General features: G+C 71.7%; 19 protein-coding genes and 1 riboswitch. Of the genes, 15 read left to right on the top strand and 4 right to left on the bottom strand.

Features of this window, described 5'->3' with window-relative positions; genetic code table 11:
• Positions 1 to 33 precede the first annotated feature (33 nt).
• Positions 34 to 438: a DNA-binding transcriptional response regulator gene (locus AVW11_RS19680; RefSeq protein WP_060178190.1), complete on the bottom strand. Its 405-nt coding sequence runs from the start codon at positions 436 to 438 to the stop codon at positions 34 to 36.
• Positions 439 to 637: 199 nt separating this feature from the next.
• Here AVW11_RS19680 and ctaE point away from each other — a divergent pair, with 199 nt between their 5' ends.
• From ctaE to AVW11_RS19650, 6 genes are all read left to right on the top strand, one after another.
• Entirely contained in the window at positions 638 to 1,258 is a 621-nt protein-coding gene (gene ctaE / locus AVW11_RS19675; protein ID WP_030849365.1) for an aa3-type cytochrome oxidase subunit III, read from the top strand.
• Positions 1,259 to 1,334: 76 nt separating this feature from the next.
• Positions 1,335 to 2,144 carry a cytochrome bc1 complex diheme cytochrome c subunit gene (gene qcrC, locus AVW11_RS19670; RefSeq protein ID WP_030036316.1) on the top strand — a complete coding sequence of 270 codons (810 nt, stop codon included), beginning with the start codon at positions 1,335 to 1,337 and terminating at the stop codon, positions 2,142 to 2,144.
• Positions 2,141 to 3,199 carry a cytochrome bc1 complex Rieske iron-sulfur subunit gene (gene qcrA, locus AVW11_RS19665; RefSeq protein ID WP_030849368.1) on the top strand — a complete coding sequence of 353 codons (1,059 nt, stop codon included), beginning with the start codon at positions 2,141 to 2,143 and terminating at the stop codon, positions 3,197 to 3,199. The genes qcrC and qcrA overlap by 4 nt, the downstream gene beginning before the upstream one ends.
• Positions 3,196 to 4,824, top strand: a complete 1,629-nt coding sequence (qcrB, locus tag AVW11_RS19660) for a cytochrome bc1 complex cytochrome b subunit (protein ID WP_060178189.1) — start codon at positions 3,196 to 3,198, stop codon at positions 4,822 to 4,824. Before qcrA ends, qcrB begins: the two co-directional genes overlap by 4 nt.
• A 163-nt stretch (positions 4,825 to 4,987) precedes the next feature.
• The gene (trpD, locus tag AVW11_RS19655) at positions 4,988 to 6,052 is read left to right on the top strand and encodes an anthranilate phosphoribosyltransferase (RefSeq protein ID WP_030849374.1); all 1,065 of its coding nucleotides are present in this window, start codon (positions 4,988 to 4,990) and stop codon (positions 6,050 to 6,052) included.
• Positions 6,053 to 6,139: 87 nt separating this feature from the next.
• Positions 6,140 to 6,256, top strand: a riboswitch (SAM riboswitch).
• A gap of 222 nt (positions 6,257 to 6,478) precedes the next feature.
• The gene (locus tag AVW11_RS19650) at positions 6,479 to 7,894 is read left to right on the top strand and encodes an aminotransferase class V-fold PLP-dependent enzyme (protein WP_076044996.1); all 1,416 of its coding nucleotides are present in this window, start codon (positions 6,479 to 6,481) and stop codon (positions 7,892 to 7,894) included.
• 850 nt (positions 7,895 to 8,744) lie between these two features.
• On the opposite strand, the gene AVW11_RS19645 is transcribed toward AVW11_RS19650, so the two are convergent.
• Both AVW11_RS19645 and AVW11_RS19640 read right to left on the bottom strand, forming a co-directional pair.
• Positions 8,745 to 9,026 (bottom strand): Lrp/AsnC family transcriptional regulator, encoded by a 282-nt coding sequence (locus tag AVW11_RS19645; protein ID WP_030850086.1) that lies wholly within the window; start codon positions 9,024 to 9,026, stop codon positions 8,745 to 8,747.
• Positions 9,023 to 9,757, bottom strand: coding sequence for a rhomboid family intramembrane serine protease (locus AVW11_RS19640; protein WP_060178187.1), 735 nt, complete (start codon positions 9,755 to 9,757; stop codon positions 9,023 to 9,025). The genes AVW11_RS19645 and AVW11_RS19640 overlap by 4 nt, the downstream gene beginning before the upstream one ends.
• 124 nt (positions 9,758 to 9,881) lie before the next feature.
• Between AVW11_RS19640 and AVW11_RS19635 the strand changes: the two genes are divergently transcribed.
• The 7 genes from AVW11_RS19635 (at position 9,882) to AVW11_RS19605 (ending at position 18,200) form a co-directional block, all read left to right on the top strand.
• Positions 9,882 to 10,121, top strand: coding sequence for a hypothetical protein (locus AVW11_RS19635; protein WP_008738811.1), 240 nt, complete (start codon positions 9,882 to 9,884; stop codon positions 10,119 to 10,121).
• Positions 10,122 to 10,164: 43 nt separating this feature from the next.
• Positions 10,165 to 11,529: an NYN domain-containing protein gene (locus tag AVW11_RS19630; protein ID WP_030850092.1), complete on the top strand. Its 1,365-nt coding sequence runs from the start codon at positions 10,165 to 10,167 to the stop codon at positions 11,527 to 11,529.
• 252 nt (positions 11,530 to 11,781) lie between these two features.
• Positions 11,782 to 12,810: a C40 family peptidase gene (locus AVW11_RS19625; protein WP_030850095.1), complete on the top strand. Its 1,029-nt coding sequence runs from the start codon at positions 11,782 to 11,784 to the stop codon at positions 12,808 to 12,810.
• A 221-nt stretch (positions 12,811 to 13,031) separates the two neighbouring features.
• Positions 13,032 to 14,096 (top strand): C40 family peptidase, encoded by a 1,065-nt coding sequence (locus tag AVW11_RS19620; RefSeq protein ID WP_076044994.1) that lies wholly within the window; start codon positions 13,032 to 13,034, stop codon positions 14,094 to 14,096.
• A 67-nt stretch (positions 14,097 to 14,163) separates the two neighbouring features.
• Positions 14,164 to 15,294, top strand: a complete 1,131-nt coding sequence (locus AVW11_RS19615) for a hypothetical protein (RefSeq protein ID WP_076044992.1) — start codon at positions 14,164 to 14,166, stop codon at positions 15,292 to 15,294.
• Positions 15,295 to 15,314: 20 nt separating this feature from the next.
• Positions 15,315 to 16,457: a glycosyltransferase family 4 protein gene (locus tag AVW11_RS19610; protein ID WP_060178184.1), complete on the top strand. Its 1,143-nt coding sequence runs from the start codon at positions 15,315 to 15,317 to the stop codon at positions 16,455 to 16,457.
• 129 nt (positions 16,458 to 16,586) lie between these two features.
• On the top strand, positions 16,587 to 18,200 hold the full coding sequence (locus tag AVW11_RS19605) for a GMC oxidoreductase (protein WP_076044990.1): 1,614 nt from the start codon (positions 16,587 to 16,589) through the stop codon (positions 18,198 to 18,200).
• A gap of 47 nt (positions 18,201 to 18,247) precedes the next feature.
• On the opposite strand, the gene AVW11_RS19600 is transcribed toward AVW11_RS19605, so the two are convergent.
• The gene (locus tag AVW11_RS19600; protein ID WP_030850108.1) at positions 18,248 to 20,044 is read right to left on the bottom strand and encodes an AMP-dependent synthetase/ligase; all 1,797 of its coding nucleotides are present in this window, start codon (positions 20,042 to 20,044) and stop codon (positions 18,248 to 18,250) included.
• A gap of 243 nt (positions 20,045 to 20,287) precedes the next feature.
• Here AVW11_RS19600 and AVW11_RS19595 point away from each other — a divergent pair, with 243 nt between their 5' ends.
• Together AVW11_RS19595 and AVW11_RS19590 are read left to right on the top strand one after the other, a co-directional pair.
• On the top strand, positions 20,288 to 21,106 hold the full coding sequence (locus AVW11_RS19595) for a metallophosphoesterase family protein (RefSeq protein WP_076044988.1): 819 nt from the start codon (positions 20,288 to 20,290) through the stop codon (positions 21,104 to 21,106).
• A 135-nt stretch (positions 21,107 to 21,241) separates the two neighbouring features.
• Positions 21,242 to 21,682, top strand: coding sequence for an SRPBCC family protein (locus AVW11_RS19590; RefSeq protein ID WP_030850114.1), 441 nt, complete (start codon positions 21,242 to 21,244; stop codon positions 21,680 to 21,682).
• Positions 21,683 to 21,720 lie beyond the last annotated feature (38 nt).

Genomic DNA, 21,720 nt, shown 5'->3' with positions numbered 1-21,720 from the left:
GCCCCCGGACCCTGTCCGGGGGCCCCGCCGGTGTCAGGCCGCCGAGGAGGACAGCCGGGAGCGCAGCAGGCCCGCCAGGGTGTCCGCGAACTCCACCGGATCCACCGGAAGGGTCACGGCGGCGTCGGCGCGGCTCCAGGTGGCCAGCCAGGCGTCCTGGGGGCGCCCCATCAGCAGCAGCACCGGGGGGCACCGGAAGATCTCGTCCTTGATCTGCCGGCACACACCCATGCCCCCGGCCGGAACCGCCTCGCCGTCCAGCACGCACACGTCGATGCCGCCCGCGTCCAGCTCCGACAGGACCGCCGGCAGGGTCGCGCACTCCAGGAACTCCACCGGTGGCAGATCCGCGGCGGGACGGCGGCCCGCCGCCAGTCTCACCTGCTCCCGGGTGCCCGCGTCGTCGCTGTAGACCAGAACCCGCGCAGTCGCCCGCATTTCGATCCTCCACGTGTCCCATGAATCACGTTGATGTTGCGCGGGATGCTACTCCTCCCGCCGCCCCCTCGGCATCGGTTCGGACGTGTGCACGAGGCCGTTCGGAGAGGTGATCTGATGGGCCGTTCGGGCCTTGCACACGCCCCTGACACTCCGAACGGCACCCCCCGGGGTGAGGGCGGGATAAGCGACCGACATAATGTCGGTCGTGGCGACAGCAACGACAGTAGATACCGGGCACGCGCACCCGACGGTCAATCGGCCGAACCTCGTCAGCGTCGGAACCATCATCTGGTTGAGTTCCGAGCTGATGTTCTTCGCGGCCCTCTTCGCGATGTACTTCACCCTGCGATCCGTGACGGGTCCCGAGTACTGGACGGAACAGGCGAACACCCTGAACCTTCCCTTCTCGGCGACGAACACGACGATCCTGGTGCTTTCCTCGCTCACCTGCCAGCTCGGCGTATTCGCCGCGGAGCGCGGTGACGTGAAGAAGCTCCGGACGTGGTTCATCATCACGTTCGTCATGGGTGCGATCTTCATTGGCGGCCAGGTGTTCGAGTACACCGAGCTGGTCAAGCACGAGGGCATGAGCCTCTCGTCCGGTCCGTACGGCTCGGTCTTCTACCTGACCACCGGCTTCCACGGTCTGCACGTGACGGGCGGTCTCATCGCCTTCCTGCTGGTCCTCGGCCGGACGTACGCGGCCAAGAGGTTCACCCACGAACAGGCCACGTCGGCCATCGTCGTGTCCTACTACTGGCACTTCGTCGATGTCGTCTGGATCGGCCTCTTCGCCACGATCTACCTGATCAAGTAGCGAACACGTCACCGGGCCCGACCCGGCACTCCATCCAGACACACCGACGCAGAAGATCCTGACACCGGGGTAATCCGTGAAAAAGCTCTCCGCACGACGACGCCATCCGCTGGCGGCGGTCGTCGTTCTACTCCTCGCGCTGGCGGCCACTGGGGGGCTGTACGCCGCCTTTGCTCCCGCGGGCAAGGCGCAGGCCGATGAAACCGCCCAGTCCCTCGCCATCGAGGAGGGCAAGAAGCTCTACGCCGTGGGTTGCGCAAGCTGCCACGGAACCGGCGGTCAGGGTTCCTCTGACGGCCCGAGCCTGGTCGGCGTCGGCTCCGCGGCCGTCGACTTCCAGGTGAGCACGGGCCGCATGCCCGCCCAGCAGCCCGGCGCCCAGGTGCCGAAGAAGCCGGTCATCTACACCCAGGCGCAGATCGACCAGCTGGCCGCGTACATCGCCTCCCTCGGTGCCGGCCCGATCACGCCGACCGAGAAGCAGTACGACCCGGCGGACGCCGACATCGCCAACGGCGGTGAGCTGTTCCGCAACAACTGCGCGCAGTGCCACAACTTCACCGGTGAAGGCGGCGCGCTGACGAACGGCAAGTACGCCCCCAACCTTGAGGACGTCTCGCCCAAGCACATCTACGAGGCCATGCAGACCGGCCCGCAGAACATGCCCTCCTTCCCCGACAGCACCATGCCGGAGAAGCAGAAGAAGGACATCATCGCGTACCTCCAGAACGTGAACGGTGAGAAGTCGACCAACCCCGGTGGTCTCAAGCTCGGCGGCCTCGGCCCCGTCTCCGAGGGTCTGTTCGGCTGGATCTTCGCTCTGGGTGCGCTGATCGCTGTCGCCGTCTGGGTCGCGGCCCACACCGCTAAGGCCAAGAAGTCATGAGTAGCCAAGAGATTCCCGAAGAGAAGCACCTGCCGAGCGAGCAGGGCGACGTCCACCACGGTGGCGTAGCAGTGGCGGACGACCCGTTCGCCGACCCGGGCCTGCCGGTCCACAAGCCGCGCATCCAGGACATCGACGAGCGTGCGGCGAAGCGTTCCGAGCGCACCGTCGCCATGCTGTTCACGCTGTCGATGCTGGCCACGATCGGCTTCATCGCCTCGTACGTGATCTTCCCGGTCGACAAGATCGTCTTCATCTTCCCGCTCGGGAAGGTCAGCGCGCTCAACTTCGCCCTGGGTATGACGCTGGGCACGGCCCTCTTCTGCATCGGCGCGGGCGCGGTCCACTGGGCCCGCACCCTGATGTCCGACGTCGAGGTCGCCGACGACCGCCACGAGATCGCCGCTTCGCCGGAGGTCAAGGCGAAGGTCCTCCAGGACTTCGCCGACGGCGCCAACGAGTCCGGCATCGGCCGCCGCCCGCTGATCCGCAACACGATGCTGGGCGCGCTGGCCATGCTGCCGCTCTCCGCCGTCGTGATCATGCGCGACCTGGGCCCGCTGCCCGAGGACAAGCTGCGCAAGACCCTGTGGGCCAAGGGCAAGCTGCTCATCAACCAGAACACGATGGAGCCGCTGCGTCCCGAGGACGTGCTCGTCGGTTCGCTGACGTTCGCCATGCCCGAGGGCCTGGACGAGCACCAGCACGACTTCCAGGTCCAGATCGCCAAGGCCGCCCTGATGATCGTCCGTATCCAGCCGGAGGACATCAAGGACAAGAAGGAACTCGAGTGGTCCCACGACGGGATCGTGGCCTACTCGAAGATCTGCACCCACGTCGGCTGCCCCATCAGCCTGTACGAGCAGCAGACGCACCACGTGCTCTGCCCGTGCCACCAGTCCACCTTCGACCTCTCCGACGGCGCCCGTGTCATCTTCGGCCCGGCCGGTCACGCCCTTCCGCAGCTGCGGATCGGCGTGAATGACGAAGGCTTCCTCGAAGCGCTCGGCGACTTCGAAGAGCCCGTCGGCCCTGCATTCTGGGAGCGCGGATGAGCACCGCCACTGACAACAAGGCGCGCAAAGCGCCGGCCGGCGAGCGGGTAGCGGACTGGGCGGACGGCCGCCTGGGCATCTACAGCCTGGCCAAGGCCAACATGCGCAAGATCTTCCCGGACCACTGGTCCTTCATGCTGGGTGAGATCTGCCTCTACAGCTTCATCATCATCATCCTCACGGGTGTGTACCTGACGCTGTTCTTCCACCCGAGCATGAACGAGGTGGAATACCACGGCTCCTACGTCCCGATGCAGGGCGTGCTGATGTCCGAGGCCTTCGCCTCGACGCTCGACATCAGCTTCGACGTCCGCGGTGGCCTGCTGATCCGCCAGATCCACCACTGGGCGGCGCTGATCTTCGTCGCGGCGATGATCGTGCACATGATGCGCGTCTTCTTCACCGGCGCGTTCCGCAAGCCGCGCGAGGTCAACTGGATCTTCGGCTTCCTGCTGCTGGTCCTCGGCATGTTCACCGGCTTCACCGGTTACTCGCTGCCCGACGACCTGCTCTCGGGTACCGGTGTCCGCTTCATGCAGGGCGCCATCCTGTCCGTCCCGGTCGTCGGCACCTACCTGTCGATGTTCCTGTTCGGCGGGGAGTTCCCGGGCGGCGACTTCGTCGCGCGCTTCTACTCGGTGCACATCCTGCTGCTGCCCGGCATCATGATGGGCCTCCTCGTGGCCCACCTGATCCTGGTCTTCTACCACAAGCACACCCAGTACGCGGGCCCCGGCAAGACGAACAACAACGTCGTCGGCATGCCGCTGCTGCCGGTCTACATGGCCAAGGCCGGAGGCTTCTTCTTCCTGGTCTTCGGTGTCATCTCGGTCGTCGCCGCGGTCGCCTCGATCAACCCGATCTGGGCCCTCGGCCCGTACCGCCCGGACCACGTGTCCACCGGTGCGCAGCCCGACTGGTACATGGGTATGCCGGAAGGCCTGATCCGTGCCATGCCCGGCTGGGAGATCAACCTGTGGGGCCACACGCTCGTCCTGGGCGTGTTCATCCCGCTGGTGCTCTTCCCGCTGGTGCTCGGCGCGATCGCCGTCTGGCCGTTCATCGAGTCCTGGGTCACCGGCGACAAGCGCGAGCACCACATCCTGGACCGCCCGCGCAACGTCCCGACCCGTACGGCCTTCGGTGTCGCCTGGATCGCGGAGTACATCGTGCTCCTCATCGGCGGCGGCAACGACATGTTCGCCCAGTACTTCCACCTGTCGATCAACTCGATCACCTGGTTCGTCCGGATCGGCTTCTTCGCCGTCCCGGTCATCGCCTTCATCGTCACCAAGCGGATCTGCCTCGGCCTGCAGCGCCGGGACCGCGACAAGGTGCTGCACGGTCGCGAGACCGGCATCATCAAGCGTCTGCCGCACGGTGAGTTCGTCGAGGTCCACGAGCCGCTCCCGCAGGGCAAGCTGCACACCCTCACCGCGCACGAGCAGTACAAGCCGATCGAGATCGGCCCGACGGTCGACGAGAACGGTGTCGAGCGCAAGGTGAAGGCCACCGAGAAGCTGCGCGCGAAGCTCAGCAAGGGCTTCTACGCCGAGGGCAACCAGATCCCGAAGCCCACGGTGGAGGAGTACAAGGAGATCCAGTCCGGCCACGGCCACCACTGATCCCCTGCACCACCGCATGAGGGACTGATTTCGGTCAGTCCTGGTGTCGCCACGGCGAGAGCCCCGTCCAGTGTCCGGACGGGGCTCTTTGCCGTAACCGGGGCTGGATAGGCTGATCTCCGACCCCTTCGACGGGGAACCCCTACAGCAGCAGGAGCTGACCATGAACGTTGCGACCCCGGCAGGCGGCGACAGCGTGGCGGCCCGTGGCTGGCCGGGCGTCCTCGACGCCCTGCTCACCGGCCAGGACCTGCGCGCCGACGACACCGCCTGGGCCATGGACCGGATCATGCGCGGGGAGGCCACCGACGCCCAGATCGCCGGCTTCGTGGTCGCCCTGCGCGCCAAGGGGGAGACGGTCGCCGAGATCAACGGCCTGGTACAGGCCATGTACGGGCACGCCAACCTCATCGAGGTGCCCGGCCGCACCGTCGACATCGTCGGCACCGGCGGCGACGGCGCCAAGACGGTGAACATCTCCACCATGTCGGCGATCGTCGTCGCCGGGACCGGCGCCAAGGTCGTCAAGCACGGCAACCGGGCGGCGTCCTCCGCGAGCGGCTCCTCGGACGTCCTGGAGAAGCTCGGCGTCAACCTCGACCTGAGCACCGCGCGGGTCGTCGAGGTCGCCGAGGAGGCCGGCATCACCTTCTGCTTCGCGGTGAAGTTCCACCCGGCCCTGCGGCACGTCGCCGGGGCCCGCCGGGAACTGGGCATCCGCACCACCTTCAACATCCTCGGCCCGCTCACCAACCCGGCCCGCGTCCGGTCCCAGGCCACCGGCGTGGCGGACCCCCGGATGGCCCCCATCGTGGCGGGCGTACTCGCCGAGCGAGGCTCCTCCGCGCTGGTCTTCCGCGGCGACGACGGCCTGGACGAACTGACCACCACGGCGACCTCCCGGGTCTGGTGGGTCCGCGACGGGAAGGTCGCCGAACAGTCCTTCGACCCGCGCGACGTCGGCATCCCCCTCGTCGACGTCTCCGCCCTGGCCGGCGGGGACCCCTCGTACAACGCGGACGTGGCCCGCCGCCTGCTGGCCGGCGAGACCGGACCGGTACGCGACGCCGTGCTGCTGAACTCGGCGGCCGCACTGGTGGCCCTCGACCCCGGCACGGGCACCCTGGAGGAGCAGATCGCGGCCGGCATCACCCGCGCGGCCGAGTCCATCGACTCCGGTGCCGCCAGGGCCGCACTGGAACGCTGGGTCACGGCCAGCAACGCCTGAACCGGCACACGTTCCGAGCCAAGACCCCGGTCCGCCATGCGGACCGGGGTCTTGTCCTCGGGGGATCTTGTGGCAGGATGCTCAACAGGTCACGAGTGACAGCGTTTAGGCCCCGGCTTGCTGTCCGGCAACCCTCCTTCCGTGGCGGGGTGCCCCGGGTGATGACCAGGTCGTAGGCAGCAAGGCCTACGGCAAGCGCGGATCCCTCGACACCAGGGGTCCTGGTCTCTCGAGGAGCGTTTTCCGTGAGCAAGCGAATGCGATAGGGCGACTGACGCCCCGACTTCACCCCTCGGACCAGGGCCACTTCCGCGTACCGCGACCGTCCCGTCCGAGGAACCTCCCGTACCCCCGGACGGCCGCACGGCCGTACCCGCGTACGGGCACACCGAAGCCATTCAGCCCTGCCTGCCGGGAGATACCGCCATGTCCGCATCCCTGAACACCGCCACCGCCACCGCCCAGGACCCCGCCTGCGCCGAGCCGCTCGCCGTCCTCGGCCGCGACGTCACCGTCCCGCTCGTCACCGGCGGCGAGGTCACCTACGCGGCCCTCGACTACGCCGCCAGCGCCCCCGCCCTCCAGCGGGTCTGGGACGACGTGGCCGCCTACGCCCCGTACTACGGCAGCGTCCACCGCGGCGCCGGCTACCTCTCGCAGCTGTCCACCGACCTCTTCGAGCAGAGCCGCGCCACGGTCGCCGAGTTCCTCGACTGCCGCCCCGGCGACCAGGTCGTCTTCACCCGCTCCACCACCGACTCCCTGAACCTGCTCGCCGCGGTGCTCCCCGCCGACTGCGAGGTCTTCGTCTTCGAGACCGAGCACCACGCCTCGCTCCTGCCGTGGACGAACGCGCAGGTCAGCTACCTCAACGCGCCCCGCACCCCGGGCGAGGCCGTCGCCACCCTGGAGCGGGCGCTCGCCGACCGCACTGCATCAATCGAAGAGGGCCACGGCCCCGCGCTCGTGTGCGTCACCGGCGCGTCCAACGTCACCGGGGAGCTGTGGCCGGTGAAGGAACTCGCCGCCGCCGCGCACGCCCACGGCGCGCGGATCGTCCTGGACGCCGCCCAACTGGCCCCGCACCACCCCGTCTCCGTACGCGACCTCGACGTCGACTGGGTCGCCTTCTCCGGCCACAAGCTCTACGCGCCCTTCGGCTCGGGCGTCCTCGCCGGACGCGCCGACTGGCTCCAGGAGGCCGAGCCGTACCTGGCCGGCGGCGGCGCCTCCCGCAAGGTCTCCCGCCGCGAGGACGGCGGCGTGGACGTCGAGTGGCACACCACCGCCGCCCGCCACGAGGCCGGCTCCCCGAACGTCATCGGCGTCTACTCCATCGCCTCCGCCTGCCGGGCCCTGACCGAGGCCGGCTTCGACAGCCTCGTGGCCCGCGAGCAGCACCTCGTCGCGAAGGTCCGCGAAGGCCTGGCGGAGGTCCCGGCGGTCCGGGTCCTGTCCCTCTTCGGGGACGACGCCCCGCGGGTCGGCGTCATCTCCTTCGTCGTGGACGGCTGGAACAGCTCCCACTTCGCCGCCGCGCTCTCCGCCGAGTACGGGATCGGCGTACGGGACGGCCTGTTCTGCGCCCACCCGCTGGTGCGGACCCTGCTCGGCAGCGAGCCGCAGGCCCAGGGCGAGTGCGGGGCCCCCGAGGCCGCCCCGGGGGAGCGCTCCCTGAACGCGATCCGCGTCAGCTTCGGCGCGGGCACCCCGGACGAGCACGTCGAGCGCTTCGTCCGGGCGGTGAAGGAGCTCGTCGCGGACGGCGCGAAGTGGCAGTACCGCACGGAGGAGGGCCGCTGCGTCCCCACCGCTCCCCTGCGGGGTTGCTCGGCGGTATAGGGGGCGCGCCCCCGGGCGGCGGCCGGGACCTTTGGCGGAGTCGTGCCGGTGCCGGTGCCGGGGGCTGGGCGGTGTGGGGGTCGGGCCCCCGGGCGGTGGTCGGCGGTGGCCGGGACCCCTGGCGGAGTCGGGCCGGTGCCGGTGCCGGTGGCTGGGCGGTGTGGGGTCGGGCCCCCGGGCGGTGGTCGGCGGCGGCCGGGACCTTTGGCGGAGTCGTGCCGGTGCCGGTGCCGGGGGCTGGGCGGTGTGGGGGTCGGGCNNGCGCGCTCGTCCTGCGGGGACCCTCCTGCGTGTCCCCACCCCACACCAACGCTCCGGAAGCACCCCGGAATCCCCTCGCGCATCCCGCCGTCGCGGCCGGCTCCGGAAGCACCCCGGAATCCCCTTGCCTGTGCCGGGCCGGGGTCGAGGGGGGACGTGGCGGGGNNCCCCCGACCCAGACCGAACCCGGCCCCGCCACACCCCGCCAAGGGCACCCCCGGGCCGCCCGCACCACACCCCGCACCGGGATCCAGCCGCACACCACCGAGCACCACGCAGGGCCCGGCGCCGAGCCGAGGGGTACCGCCGAGCCGCCCGCACGACACCCCTGCCGGGGATCCGGCCGCACACCGCCGAGCCGCCCGCCGGGCACCCCGCAGTAACCCCGCCCGGGGTCCCGCCGAGCCCGCCGGACGGCACCCCCCCGCCGGGATCCAGCCGAGCACCACCTACTGGCCCGGCGCCGAGCCGAGGGGCACCCCCCGCCGGGATCCAGCCGCGCACCGCCGAGTACCACCCACTGGCCCGGCGCCGAGCCGAGGGGTACCGCCGAGCCCGCCGCACGACACGCCCCGCCGGGAGCGAGCCGCTACGCGTCCAGGCCGATGGCGAACGCCGCCTCCAGGTCGTGCTGCGAGTACGTGCGGAACGCCACGTGCGTGTCCGTCGCCTCGACGCCCGGGATCTTGCTGATGCGGCCGGGGATGATGTCGGCCAGGTTCTCGTGGCGGTTCACGCGGACCAGCGCGATCAGGTCGTACGTCCCCGTGACGGAGTAGACCTCGCTGACGTTGTCGAGGGCCGCGATGGACTCGGCGATCTCGGGGATGCGGTCCACGCTGGTCTTGATGAGCACGATCGCGGTGATCACGGCTGGCTGTCTCCCTCGGTGGCCGTCGCTGGTCGCCTCACTCTAGTCGTACCCCGATACCGGGCCCACGCGTAGAGGAAGCCGAGCGAGAACCCCACGAGGTGGGCCAGATAGGCGACTCCCGGCCCGCTCTCCGCGCGGTGCGCGGCCACCCACTGGAGGGCGAACCAGAACAGCAGCACCATCCACGCCGGGAACCGCAGCGGCAGGAAGAACAGGAACGGGAACAGGCTCGTCACCCTCGCCCGCGGGAGCAGGAAGAGGAAGGCGCCCAGGACGGCCGAGATCGCGCCGGACGCGCCGACCAGCGTCTGCGCGGACTCCGCGTTGGCCGCCGCGTACGCCGCCAGCGCCAGGTAGCCCGTACAGAGGTAGAAGACGAGGAACGCCGGGCGGCCCATCCGCTCCTCGGCCAGCGCGCCGAAGACGAAGAGGAAGAGCATGTTGCCGAGCAGGTGCAGCCAGCTGCCGTGGACGAACAGCGCGGTCAGCGGGGTCAGCCACGCGCGGGGTGTGTCCGTGAAGAGCTCGTCCGGGACCACGCCCCAGCGCCGGAAGTACGCGGTGCCCGCGGCCAGCAGCTCGTCCCCGGTCCCGTAGGCCGGGTTGAGCCCCGAGGCGGGGCTCAGGGCGAACACCACACCGCAGCCCGCGATCAGCGCGTGGGTGACCACCGGTCCCCGGGCAGCCTCGCGCAGGGCCCGCCACCTTACGATCATGTGACAGAGCATGACGCAACGCGACCCACCTGAAGCGGTGGCAGGCCGTAGGGTTACGAGCTGCGGTGCGCAGGCCGACGCGGACGGCCGAACGGACCGCTTTAATTGAATCAGCTACGAAGGAGTGAGCAGCCCGATGACGGTTCCCCTGCCGACCGACACCACGCGGTGGCGCTGCACCCTGTGCGGCAACCTCACGCGCTTCGACGTCACCCGTTCGTCGAAGGTCGTCGAGTACGTCCACCTGGACCTCGCCGGGGAGCCCAAGGTCGAGGAGCGCGAAGTGGTCAATGAGACCATCGAGTCGGTCCGCTGCCGCTGGTGCAACGCGGTGGACCAGATCGAGCTCGTGGACAGGCCGGGCGCGGACTCCTGACGGAGCCCCGTCCGCAGGTAGACCATCACGGTAGGGGTGACGGATTGTGGAGCCAGCAAGCGGCGCCGGGCCGGCCGACGCGGCCGGCGACGCCGCGGAGGCGCTCGACCGCCCGCTGCCGGAAGGCGTGCGGCGCCGGGTCGTCGCGCTCGTCTCGGACGCCTTCGGCGCGCTGACGGTCGCGGACCTGCCGGCGCAGCTGCGCCAGTACGCCCGCTTCACTCCGACCCGGCGCGCCAAGTTCGCCGGCAACGCCATGGCCGCGGCGGTCGAGACCGACCCGGTGTTCCGCAGCCGGGTCGCCGAGAAGGTGCGCGAGGCCCAGGCGGACCTGGCCGGCGCGCTGGAGTCCGGCGCGCCGCCGGCCGCCGCGGACCCGCTGGACGTGGCGGCCGCCGCCTTCGTCCTGCGGCCCGCGGGATGGGTCAAGCTCGTGGCCGCCGCGGGCGAGGAGGCGCAGCGCGCGGACGCCGAGCGGGTCGGCGAGGAGACCCGGCGCGAGCTGGAGCGCCTGCGCGAGGAGCTGGAGCACGTACGGGAACTGCAGCGCACGGGCGGTGAGCAGGTACGGGTCGAGCTGGAGGCCGCGCGGAAGGAAGCGGAATCGCTTCAGCGCCGGCTGCGCAGCGCCCTGAGTGACGTCAAGCGCGGCGAGGCGGCCCTGCGCAAGGTGACCGCGGAGATCGACGGGATCCGCGGCGAGGCCGCGACCCGCGTGGCGGCCGCCGAGAGCGAGAGCCGGCGGCTCAAGTCCCGTCTCGCAGAGGTGGAGACGGCGCTGGAGACCTCGCGCCGGGCCACCCGCGAGGGGCGCAGCATCGAGGACATGCGGTTGCGGCTGCTGCTGGACACCGTCCTGGACGCGGCCCAGGGGCTGCGCCGTGAGCTGGCGCTGCCTCCGGTCAACACCCGCCCGGCCGACACGGTGGACGCGGTGGAGCCGGGCCGGATGACACCGAAGGACATCGCGGCGCGCGCCCTGTCGGAGACCGATCCGGCTCTGCTGGACCAGTTGTTGGCGCTGCCGCAGGCCCATCTGGTGGTCGACGGCTACAACGTGACCAAGACCGGCTACCCGACGATGCCGCTGGAGAAGCAGCGGCTGCGGCTGCTGGGCGGGCTGTCGATGCTGGCCGCGCAGACCGGTGCGGAGATGACCTGTGTCTTCGACGGGGCGGAGCTGGCGGCCCCGGTGCTGCTGGCGCCGCCGCGCGGTGTGCGGGTGCTGTTCTCCAAGGCCGGGGTGACGGCGGACGAACTGATCCGGCAGCTGGTGCGGGCGGAGCCGCCCGGCCGGCCGGTGGTCGTGGTCTCCACGGACCGCGAGGTCGCCGACGGCGTGGCCAAGGCCGGGGCCCGGCCCGTAACGTCCGCTTTGTTGCTGAAGCGGCTTTCGCGCGTTTCCTAACTCCCGTGCCGAATGCCGGAATTGGTGGGTCATGTGGAGGACGCACCGTCAAGTACCCGGCACGGAGCGTGCGGTGAAGGTAAAGAACCTGGTGGGGGGCCGAGTTTTTTCCCGACAGGATTTGAACTGATCACAGCTGGGTCACTAGGGTCTGCTCAAACCTTCGTGCGGTAGATCACTCATTCGGGGTGGCGGCGAAGGTGCTGCCGAGTTGCGTTCTTCGGCGGCTCTAGGAAGAAGGAGCTCGCCTTCGTGGCGTCCCACCGTCGACCCAAGCAGCCGACCCGCGCTCGTGTGACCGTGCTCACCTCGGTCGCCGCCGCGGCCGTCGCCCTCACCGCGCAGAGCGCCTCCGCCGCGCCGGCGAAGCCGAGCAAGGACGAGGTCAAGAGCCAGGTCGACGCCCTCTACGAAGAGGCGGAACAGGCCACCGAGAAGTTCAACGGGGCCAAGGAGCGCCAGGCGACGCTCGAGAAGGAGATCGGGCAGATCCAGGACCAGGTCGCGCGCGGCCAGAGCGAGCTCAACGACCTGCGCAGCGCACTCGGTTCGATGGCGAGCGCCCAGTACCGCAGCGGCGGCATCGACCCCTCCCTCGCCCTCCTCCTCTCCGCGGACCCCGACGGCTACCTCGACAAGGCCTCCACCCTGGAGCACCTGAGCGGCAAGCAGGTCGAAGCGGTCCAGAAGATCCAGGCGAAGCAGCGCACCCTCGCTCAGCAGCGCCAGGAGGCCTCCGGCAAGCTCGCCGACCTCGACGCCACCCGCAAGGAACTCGCCGAGAAGAAGAAGGTCTCGTCCGAGAAGCTCGCCGCGGCCCAGGCCATCCTCAACACCCTCACGGCACAGGAGCGCGCCGCCCTCAAGGACGAGGAGACGCGCGCCAGCCGCGCCGCCGGCCAGCGCGTCGACCTCGGCGACGTCAAGGCCTCCGGCCGTGCCGGAGCCGCGCTCGCCGCCGCCAAGACCAAGGTCGGCAGCGCGTACATATCGGGCCACGAGGGCCCCAACTCCTTCGACTGCTCCGGGCTGACGCAGTGGGCGTACAAGCAGGCCGGCGTCAACATCAGCCGCGTCACCTACACCCAGGCCAACGACGGCACGCGCATCAGCCGCAGCCAGCTCCAGCCCGGTGACCTGGTCTTCTTCTACGGGGACCTGCACCACGTCGGCCTGTACGCCGGCAACAACATGACGCTGCACGCCTCGAACCCGCGCGGCGGCGTCAAGTACGAGTCGATGGACAACATGCCGTTCCAGTTCGGCGTCCGCATCGGCTGACGCGCCGCACACCGCCCATCCGGGCGAATTCCGCGGCCCCGCTCTGACCACACGCCCCGCCGGTGACCTGCGTCTCCGGCGGGGCGTCGGTGCGTGTGCCCTCCGCCGGTCGTTGGTCGGTGCGTGGTGGCACGGCTACTGTCTGCCAGCGCGGAACCCGGCACACGGCCGTCCACGGGGGGCGGACCCGGGCCCCGCCCAGCGGAAGGGAGCGGGTTCACGTGGCGTCCCATCGCCGGACCGGGCTCGGCGGCCTCGACCGGAACACGAAGGTCACCGTCCTCACCGCCGCCGCGGCCACCGCCGCGGTCGCCATGGCGGCCGCACCCGCGGGCGCGGCCCCCGGCCACCCGCACGAGCCCGGCGGCAGCGCGAGGTCCGGCGTCAGCGCCCAGGTCGACCGGCTCTTCGAGGAGGCCGAGCAGGCCACCGAGCACTTCAACGAGGCGGGAGAGAAGGCCGACAGGCTGCGCGTCGAGGTCAACCGGGCCCAGGACGCCGTCGCCCGCGGCCAGGAGCGCATCAACACCATGCGCGGCGTCCTCGGGACCTTCGCCGGGGCCCAGTACCGCAGCGGCGGCATCGACCCCGCCGTCGGGCTGATGCTGGCCGAGGACCCCGACGCCTACCTGGAACAGGCCGCCGCCCTGGACCGGTTGACCGAGCGCCAGGCCCGCCAACTCCACGAGCTGCGCCAGGAGCAGCGCCGGCTCGGCCAGGTGCGCTCGGAGGCCTCCCGCAAACTCGCCGAACTCGACGCCCTGCGCTCCGACGTCGCCCGCCACAAGCGCTCCGTCACCGCGAAGCTCGCCGCCGCCCAGCGGCTGCTCAACTCCATGCCGTCCGAGGAGCGGGCCGACTTCGAGCGCTCCTCCCGCTCCGGCGGGCGCCACGAAGCCCTGCCCGACCTCGGCCCCATGGGCGCAGGAGGCCCGTCCTCCGGCCGCGCCGCCGCCGCGGTGATGGCCGCCCGGGCCGCCGTCGGACGCCCCTACGTGTGGGGTTCCACCGGCCCCTCCGGCTTCGACTGCTCCGGGCTGATGGTCTGGTCCTACCGGCAGGCGGGCGTCTCGCTGCCGCGTACCTCGCAGGCCCAGCGGCACGCCGGGCGGCAGGTGCCGCTGTCGCAGGCCCGCCCGGGCGACCTGGTGACGTACCGCTCCGACGCCAGCCACGTCGGCATGTACGTCGGCAACGGCCAGGTGGTCCACGCCCCCTACCCCGGGGCCCGGGTGCGCTACGACCCGGTCGGGATGATGCCGGTTTCGGCGGTGACCCGCCCCTGACCCCGCCGGCGGCGGACCGCCCCCCCGCCGTCCCCGCCGCCTGCGGGGCCCTGCGTACGATCGGCGGATGCTCCCCGCCCGCCGACCGCCGCGCATCCTGCCGCTCGTGGCGCTCCTCCTGGGCGTGCTGCTCGCCGGCTGCGGCCCGCAGCCGGCCGGTAGCGCCGACACCGCCGAGCGGGAGGTCCGCCGGGCCGTCGCCGACTGGTCGCGGACCGTGCCCGAGGCGCTCGCGGGGATCCCGCTGACGGACTGGGCGTACGAGGTCTCCTCGGTACGGCGCGACGGTGCGCGGGCCCTCGCGGCGGCCAGGCTGCGCTACCGGCTGACCGGCTACGACACCGCCCCCGAGGAGTCGGCCCGCGAGGTGGAGCTGATCCGCGAGGACGGGGCCTGGCGGGTGGGCGCCGACCGGCCCGCGCCGGGCGCCCTGCCGCAGCTGTGGGACCAGGGCCCGGTCTCGGTGGCCGCCGGTACGCACTCCCTGGTCCTCGGCGGGGCCGGGCAGAGCGCCGGAACGCTGCGGGAGATCGCCGCCGAGGCCGACCGCGCGGTGCCCGCCGCGAGCGCCGCCTGGCCCGGTCCCTGGGCGGGCCGGGTCGTCGTACTGGTACCCGGCTCCCTCGACGCGATGGCCCGGCTGCTGGGCCGCCCCGCCGACACCTACCGGGGGCTCGGCGCCGTCACCACCGGCCGGGTGGGGGCCGGCCCGGCCCCCGCGGACCGGGTCGTGGTCAATCCGGAGGGGTACGCGGGGCTGGGCGCGGAGGGCCGGCGGATCATCCTGACCCACGAGGTCGCGCACGTGGCCACGCGCGCGGCGACCTCCGCGACCACGCCGCTGTGGCTCTCCGAGGGCTTCGCGGACTGGGCGGCGTACCGGGGCGCCGCCGCGGCCCCCGCGCAGGCCGCCCCGGCGCTCGCCCGGGCGGTGCGGCGCGGCGAGCTGCCGGGGGAGCTGCCGCGGACGGAGGACTTCGCCTTCGGCGGGGACCCGGACGCGGCGGCGCGGGCGTACGAGGGCGCCTGGCTGGCCTGTCGGCTGATCGCGGCGGAGTGGGGCGGGAAAGCCCTGGTGGAGCTGTACGGAAAGGCCGGGCGGGAGTCGCTGGAGACCGCCCTGCGGTCGACCCTCGGGGTGGACCGGGCCGGGCTGACGCAAGCATGGCAGGAGTCCCTTCGCGGGGAGCTGCGCTGAGCGGGTACTGTCGGCAGGCGATGCACAAGACCCTGATCGTGACCAACGACTTCCCGCCGCGACCGGGCGGCATCCAGGCCTTCCTCCACAACATGGCGCTCCGCCTGGATCCCGACCGGGTCGTCGTCTACGCCTCCACGTGGAAGCACGGCGCGGAGGGCCGCGAGGCCACCGCGGCCTTCGACGCGGAGCAACCCTTCCAGGTGGTCCGCGACCGTACGACGATGCTGCTGCCGACCCCGCGCGTGACGCGCCGGGCCGTCGGCCTGCTGCGCGAACACGGCTGCGAGTCGGTGTGGTTCGGGGCCGCCGCCCCGCTCGGCCTGATGGGCCCGGCGCTGCGGCGGGCCGGCGCCCGGCGGATCGTGGCGACCACCCACGGGCACGAGGCGGGCTGGGCCCAGCTGCCGGCCGCGCGGCAGCTGCTGCGGCGCATCGGCGAGGGCACGGACACCCTCACCTACCTGGGGGAGTACACCCGCTCCCGGATCGCCTCGGCCGTCACCGGCCGGGCGGCGGCGCGGATGGTCCAACTCCCGCCGGGGGTCGACGAGAAGACCTTCCACCCGGCGTCCGGCGGCGACGAGGTCCGGGCCCGCCTGGGCCTGACGGACCGGCCCGTGGTGGTGTGCGTGTCCCGGCTGGTGCCGCGCAAGGGCCAGGACACGCTGATCGAGTCCATGCCGCGGATCCTCGCCGCGGTCCCCGACGCCGTGCTGCTGATCGTCGGCGGCGGCCCGTACGAGGCGGACCTGCGGGCGCTGGCCCGGTCCACGGGTGTGGCCCGGTCGGTGGTGTTCACGGGAGCCGTCCCGTGGTCCGAACTCCCCGCGCACTACGGTGCGGGCGACGTCTTCGCCATGCCCTGCAGGACCCGGCGCGGCGGCCTCGACGTGGAGGGGCTCGGCATCGTCTACCTGGAGGCATCGGCGACGGGCCTGCCGGTGGTCGCGGGCGACTCGGGCGGCGCGCCGGACGCGGTGCTGGACGGCGAGACGGGCTGGGTCGTGCGGGGCGGTGCCCCCGAGGAGGCCGCGGACCGGATCACGGCCCTGCTCCAGGACCCGGACCTGCGCGCCCGCATGGGCGAGCGCGGTCGCGCCTGGGTGGAGGAGAAGTGGCGCTGGGACCTTCTGGCGGAGCGTCTGCGCGAGCTGCTGTAGCCGGGCGCTCCCGCGGGTGCGGCGCGGTTGCGGGGTCTGCCCGCCCGGCGCCGCCATGCCTGACTGTTCCTCAGATGTCTGTCAACACCGCGTCTGGGCGGACGGCCGGAATCCGCTCATGATGCGGCCATGACACCCAACCTGACGCGCCGTCACATGCTGGGGCTCGGCGCACTCTCGACCGCCGCCGCGCTCGGCTTCACCCGGATCGGGGCCGCCTCCGCCGCCGCCGTCGAGCCCGCCGCCGTCCCCTACGCCCCGGCCGTCGTCGTCGGCTCCGGCTACGGATCGGCCGTCGCCGCCCTGCGGCTCGGGCAGGCGGGCGTGCGGACCGTCGTCCTCGAAATGGGCCGGCTGTGGGACACCCCCGGGCCCGACGGCAAGGTCTTCCCCTCCACCTCCGCCCCCGACCACCGCTCCATGTGGTTCCGCACCCGCACCGAGGCCCCGCTCGCGCAGTTCCTCTGGCTCGACGTGGTCAACCGCGACATCAGCCCGTACCCCGGGGTCCTGGACCGCGTGAACTTCGGCGGCATGTCCGTCTACGTGGGGCGCGGCGTCGGCGGCGGGTCCCTCGTCAACGGAGGCATGGCGCCCACCCCCAGGCGCTCGTACTTCACCGAGGTCTTCCCCGGGGTCGACGCCGACGAGATGTACGGCACCTACTACCCGCGCGCCCGCGCCATGCTCGGCGTGAACGACATCGATCCGGCCTGGTTCGAGTCCACCGAGTGGTACCGCTTCGCCCGGATCTCCCGCAGGCACGCCCACAACACCGGCCTGAAGACCGTGTTCGTGCCCAACGTCTACGACTTCGGCCACATGAAGCGCGAGGCCGCCGGCACCGCGCCCCGCTCGGCACTGGCCGGGGAGGTCATCTACGGCAACAACCACGGCAAGAAGAGTGTCGACAAGACCTACCTCGCCGCCGCCGTCGGCACCGGCAACGTCACCATCGAGACCATGCAGCGGGTGGTCGGCGTACGCCCCGACCCGGCCGGCGGGTACGTCCTGACGGTGCTGACCAGCGACGTCACCGGCAAGGTCACCCAGGTCCGCGAACTCGGCTGCCGGCAGCTCTTCCTCGGAGCCGGCAGCCTGGGCACCACGGAGATCCTGCTGCGGGCCCGCGAGACCGGCACGCTGCCCGCGCTCAGCGACAGGGTCGGGCTCGGCTGGGGCCCCAACGGCAACGTCATGACCGCGCGCGCCAACCACCTCTGGGACACCGTCGGCGCCCACCAGGCCACCATGCCGGCGCTGGGCATCGACGACTGGGACAACGCCGCCAACCCCGTCTTCGCCGAGATCGCCCCGCTCCCCATGGGCCTGGAACACTGGATCTCGATGTACCTGGCCATCACCAGGAACCCGGAGCGCGGGCACTTCACCTACGACGCGGCCACCGACTCCGCCCGCCTGAACTGGCGCCGCGAGCAGAACACGCCCGCGGTCAACGCGGCGAAGAACCTCTTCGACCGCATCAACCGGCGCAACTTCACGATCTACCGCTACGACCTCTTCGGCGGGAACCGGGCCTTCGCCGACGACTTCACCTACCACCCGCTCGGCGGCTGCGTCCTGGGGGAGGCGACCGACGCCTACGGGCGGGCCAAGGGCTACCAGGGGCTCTACGTGGTGGACGGCTCCCTGGTCCCGGGGTCGCTCGGCGTGAACCCATTCCTCACCATCACCGCCCTCGCCGAGCGGAACATGGCACGGATCCTCGCCGACCCCCGCTGACAGCGGCCTCCGACCTCCGGTCGCGGGCCGATGGGCCGGGGCCGCGGTCAGCCGCGGTAGAGCGCCTCGATCTCGTCCGCGTAGTCCTTCGCCACCACGTTGCGCTTGAGCTTCAGCGACGGCGTGATGTGACCCGACTCCTCCGTGAACTGGGAGGGCAGAATGCGGAATTTCCGCACCGATTCCGCCTTGGAGACCGCCGCGTTGCCGTCGTCGATCGCCTTCTGGACGGCGGCGATGAGGTCCTCGTCCTCGCGCAGCTCCGCCGCCGTGACGCCGGCCGGCTTGCCGTTCTCCGCCGCCCAGCGGCCGAGGAACTCCTCGTCGATCGTGACCAGCGCGGCCACGAACGGCCTCGCGTCGCCGACCACCATGCACTCCGCGACCAGCGCGTGCGCCCGGATCCGGTCCTCGATCACGGCCGGCGCGACGTTCTTGCCGCCCGCCGTGACGATGAGCTCCTTCTTGCGGCCGGTGATCGTCAGATAGCCGTCCTCGTCGAGGGTGCCGACGTCGCCGGTGTGGAACCAGCCGTCGGTCAGCGCCTCGGCGGTCGCCGCCTCGTTGTTCCAGTAGCCCGTGAAGATCTGCTCGCCGTGCAGCAGCACCTCGCCGTCGTCCGCGATGCGCACCACCGAGCCCGGCATCGGCTGGCCGACCGTACCGATCTTCTGCTTGTCCCACGGGTTGAAGGTGGTCGCCGCGCAGGACTCGGTCAGGCCGTAGCCCTCCAGGACCGTGAAGCCGATGCCGCGGAAGAAGTGGCCGAGCCGCTCGCCCAGCGGCGCGCCGCCGGAGATCGCGTACTCGCCGCGCCCGCCGAGGACCGCGTGCAGCTTGCTGTAGACCAGCTTCGAGAAGACCTTGTGCTTGAGCTTCAGCCCGAACGACGGGCCGCGCGGGGTGTCCAGCGCACGGCTGTAGGCGATGGCCGTGTCGGCCGCCGCGTCGAAGATCTTCCCCTTGCCCTCGGCCTGCGCCTTGGCGCGCGCCGAGTTGTAGACCTTCTCGAAGACCCGGGGGACGCCGAGGATCAGCGTGGGGCGGAAGGACTGCAGCTCGTCGGTGAGGTTCTTGATGTCCGGTACGCAGCCCAGGCGGATCGGCGCCAGTACGGCCGCCACCTCCACCAGGCGCCCGAAGACGTGCGCGGCCGGCAGGAACAGCAGCACCGAGCACTCGCCGGTCCTGAACAGCGGGCTCAGGCGCTCCACCGCGTTGCCGCACTCCGCGAAGAAGTTGCGGTGGGTCAGCACACAGCCCTTGGGGCGGCCGGTGGTGCCCGAGGTGTAGACGATGGTGGCCGGGTCGTCGGCGTTCGCGAGGCTGCTGCGCTCCTCGACCTCGGCGTCGGTGACGGCCGCGCCCGCGGCCTTCAGCGCCTGCACCGCCCCCTGCTCGATCTCCCAGACCTCGCGCAGCTCCGGCAGCCGGTCGCGCAGCGAGGCCACGGCCTCGCCGTGCGCCGCGCTCTCCACGACGACCGCGACGGCGCCGGAGTCGCCGAGGATCCACTGGATCTGCTCGGGGGAGCTCGTCTCGTACACGGGGACGGTGACGCCGCCCGCGCTCCAGATCGCGAAGTCGATCAGCACCCACTCGTAGCGGGTGCGGGAGATCAGGGCGACGCGGTCGCCCGGGCGGACGCCGGCCGCGATCAGGCCCTTGGCGGTGGCACGGACCTCGGCCAGGAACTCGGTCGCCGTCACGTCCTGCCACCGGCCGTCGGCCTTGCGGCTCATCACGGCGGTGTCTGGGTGCTGAGCGGCGTTGCGGCGGATGAGATCCGTCAGGTTCCCGTCCGACGGGACCTCGTACAGGGCCGGAAGGCTGAACTCGCGCAAGACTGCTGCTCCTCTGGGCGCCATCGCCACCATGTGGACCGACCGGACGTTACCCACCGGTAGTGGGTTCCCGATAGAGGGAACCGGCCAGATGTTCCGTGCGTCACATTCTGCACTCACACGGCCCGGCCCCAACGTGCCGACAGTAGTCGACCCCTCTGGCGACTCGGAAGTAACCGCAGGTAGGCCGACCTTTCACAGCGCCACTACCCCGCCCCCACGAGTCCCCCTAGGGTTGTCCGCATGGCTGGCACCAAGCGGGACGGGAACGGCGGCGGCACGAGCGGATCGAGCCGCACGCGGGTCCACGTCGTGAGCGACGTCCACGGCAACACCGAAGCCCTCGCCCGCGCCGGCGACGGCGCCGACGCCCTGATCTGCCTCGGTGACCTCGTCCTCTTCCTCGACTACGCCGACCACTCGCGCGGCATCTTCCCCGACCTGTTCGGCGTCGAGAACGCCGACCTCATCGTCGAGCTGCGCACCCAGCGCCGCTTCGAAGAGGCCCACGCCCTCGGCCGCCGGCTGTGGGCGGGCCTCGACCGCGAACAGGTGATCGAGGAAGCCGTGCGCCGCCAGTACGCCGAGATGTTCGCCGCCTTCCCCCGCCCCACCTACGCCACCTACGGCAACGTCGACATCCCGACGCTGTGGCCCGAGTACGCCGACCGCCACGGCCTCACCGTGCTCGACGGCCAGCGCGTCGAGATCGCCGGCCGCGTCTTCGGCTTCGTCGGCGGCGGACTGCCCTCGCCCATGCGCACCCCCTACGAAGTGGACGTCGAGGAGTACGCCGCCAAGGTCGAGGCCCTCGGCGAGGTCGACGTCCTGTGCTCGCACATCCCGCCGGAAGTGCCCGAGCTCTGCTACGACACCGTCGCACGCCGCTTCGAACGCGGCAGCGAGGCCCTGTTGGCCGCCATCCGCCGCACCCGGCCCCGCTACGCCCTCTTCGGCCACGTCCACCAGCCGCTGGCCCGGCGGATGCGGATCGGCGCCACCGAGTGCGTGAACGTCGGGCACTTCGCCTCGACCGGCCGCCCATGGGCCATGGAGTGGTGAGAACCGGCCTGTTCCGCACCGCCCGCACCGGGCCCGGGGAGCCACTGGAGTGGCGGCGTCCGCACGCGCGGTAGCCTTCACGCGGCGGCCGGAGGCCGTACACATCCTCGAACACACTCCGGAGGAGCGACCGCGATGGCGGAACACACCAGCTCAAGCATCACGATCGACGCCGCGCCCGGCGACGTGATGGCCGTGATCGCCGACTTCGCCCGCTACCCCGAGTGGACCGGCGAGGTGAAGGAGGCCGAGGTCCTCGCCACCGACGCCGCGGGCCGGGCCGAGAAGGTCCGGCTGCTGCTCGACGCGGGCGCGATCAAGGACGACCACACCCTCGCCTACACCTGGAAGGGCACGGACGAGGTCAGCTGGACCCTGGACAAGTCCCAGATGCTGCGCCAGCTCGACGGCTCCTACCGGCTGGCCCCGGTGGACGGCGGCAAGCGCACCGAGGTCACCTACCAGCTGACCGTCGACGTCAAGATCCCCATGCTCGGCATGATCAAGCGCAAGGCCGAGAAGGTCATCATCGACCGCGCCCTGGCGGGCCTGAAGAAGCGCGTCGAATCCGTCTGAGCCCCACCCGGCACCCGGCACCCGGGGCGGTGCCGCGC

It is taken from the genome of Streptomyces amritsarensis, assembly GCF_001953875.1.
GTDB classification, from domain to species: Bacteria; Actinomycetota; Actinomycetes; order Streptomycetales; family Streptomycetaceae; genus Streptomyces; species Streptomyces amritsarensis.
Note: the sequence above shows the minus strand (reverse complement) of the source record. Positions and strands in the feature narration are given on the sequence as shown.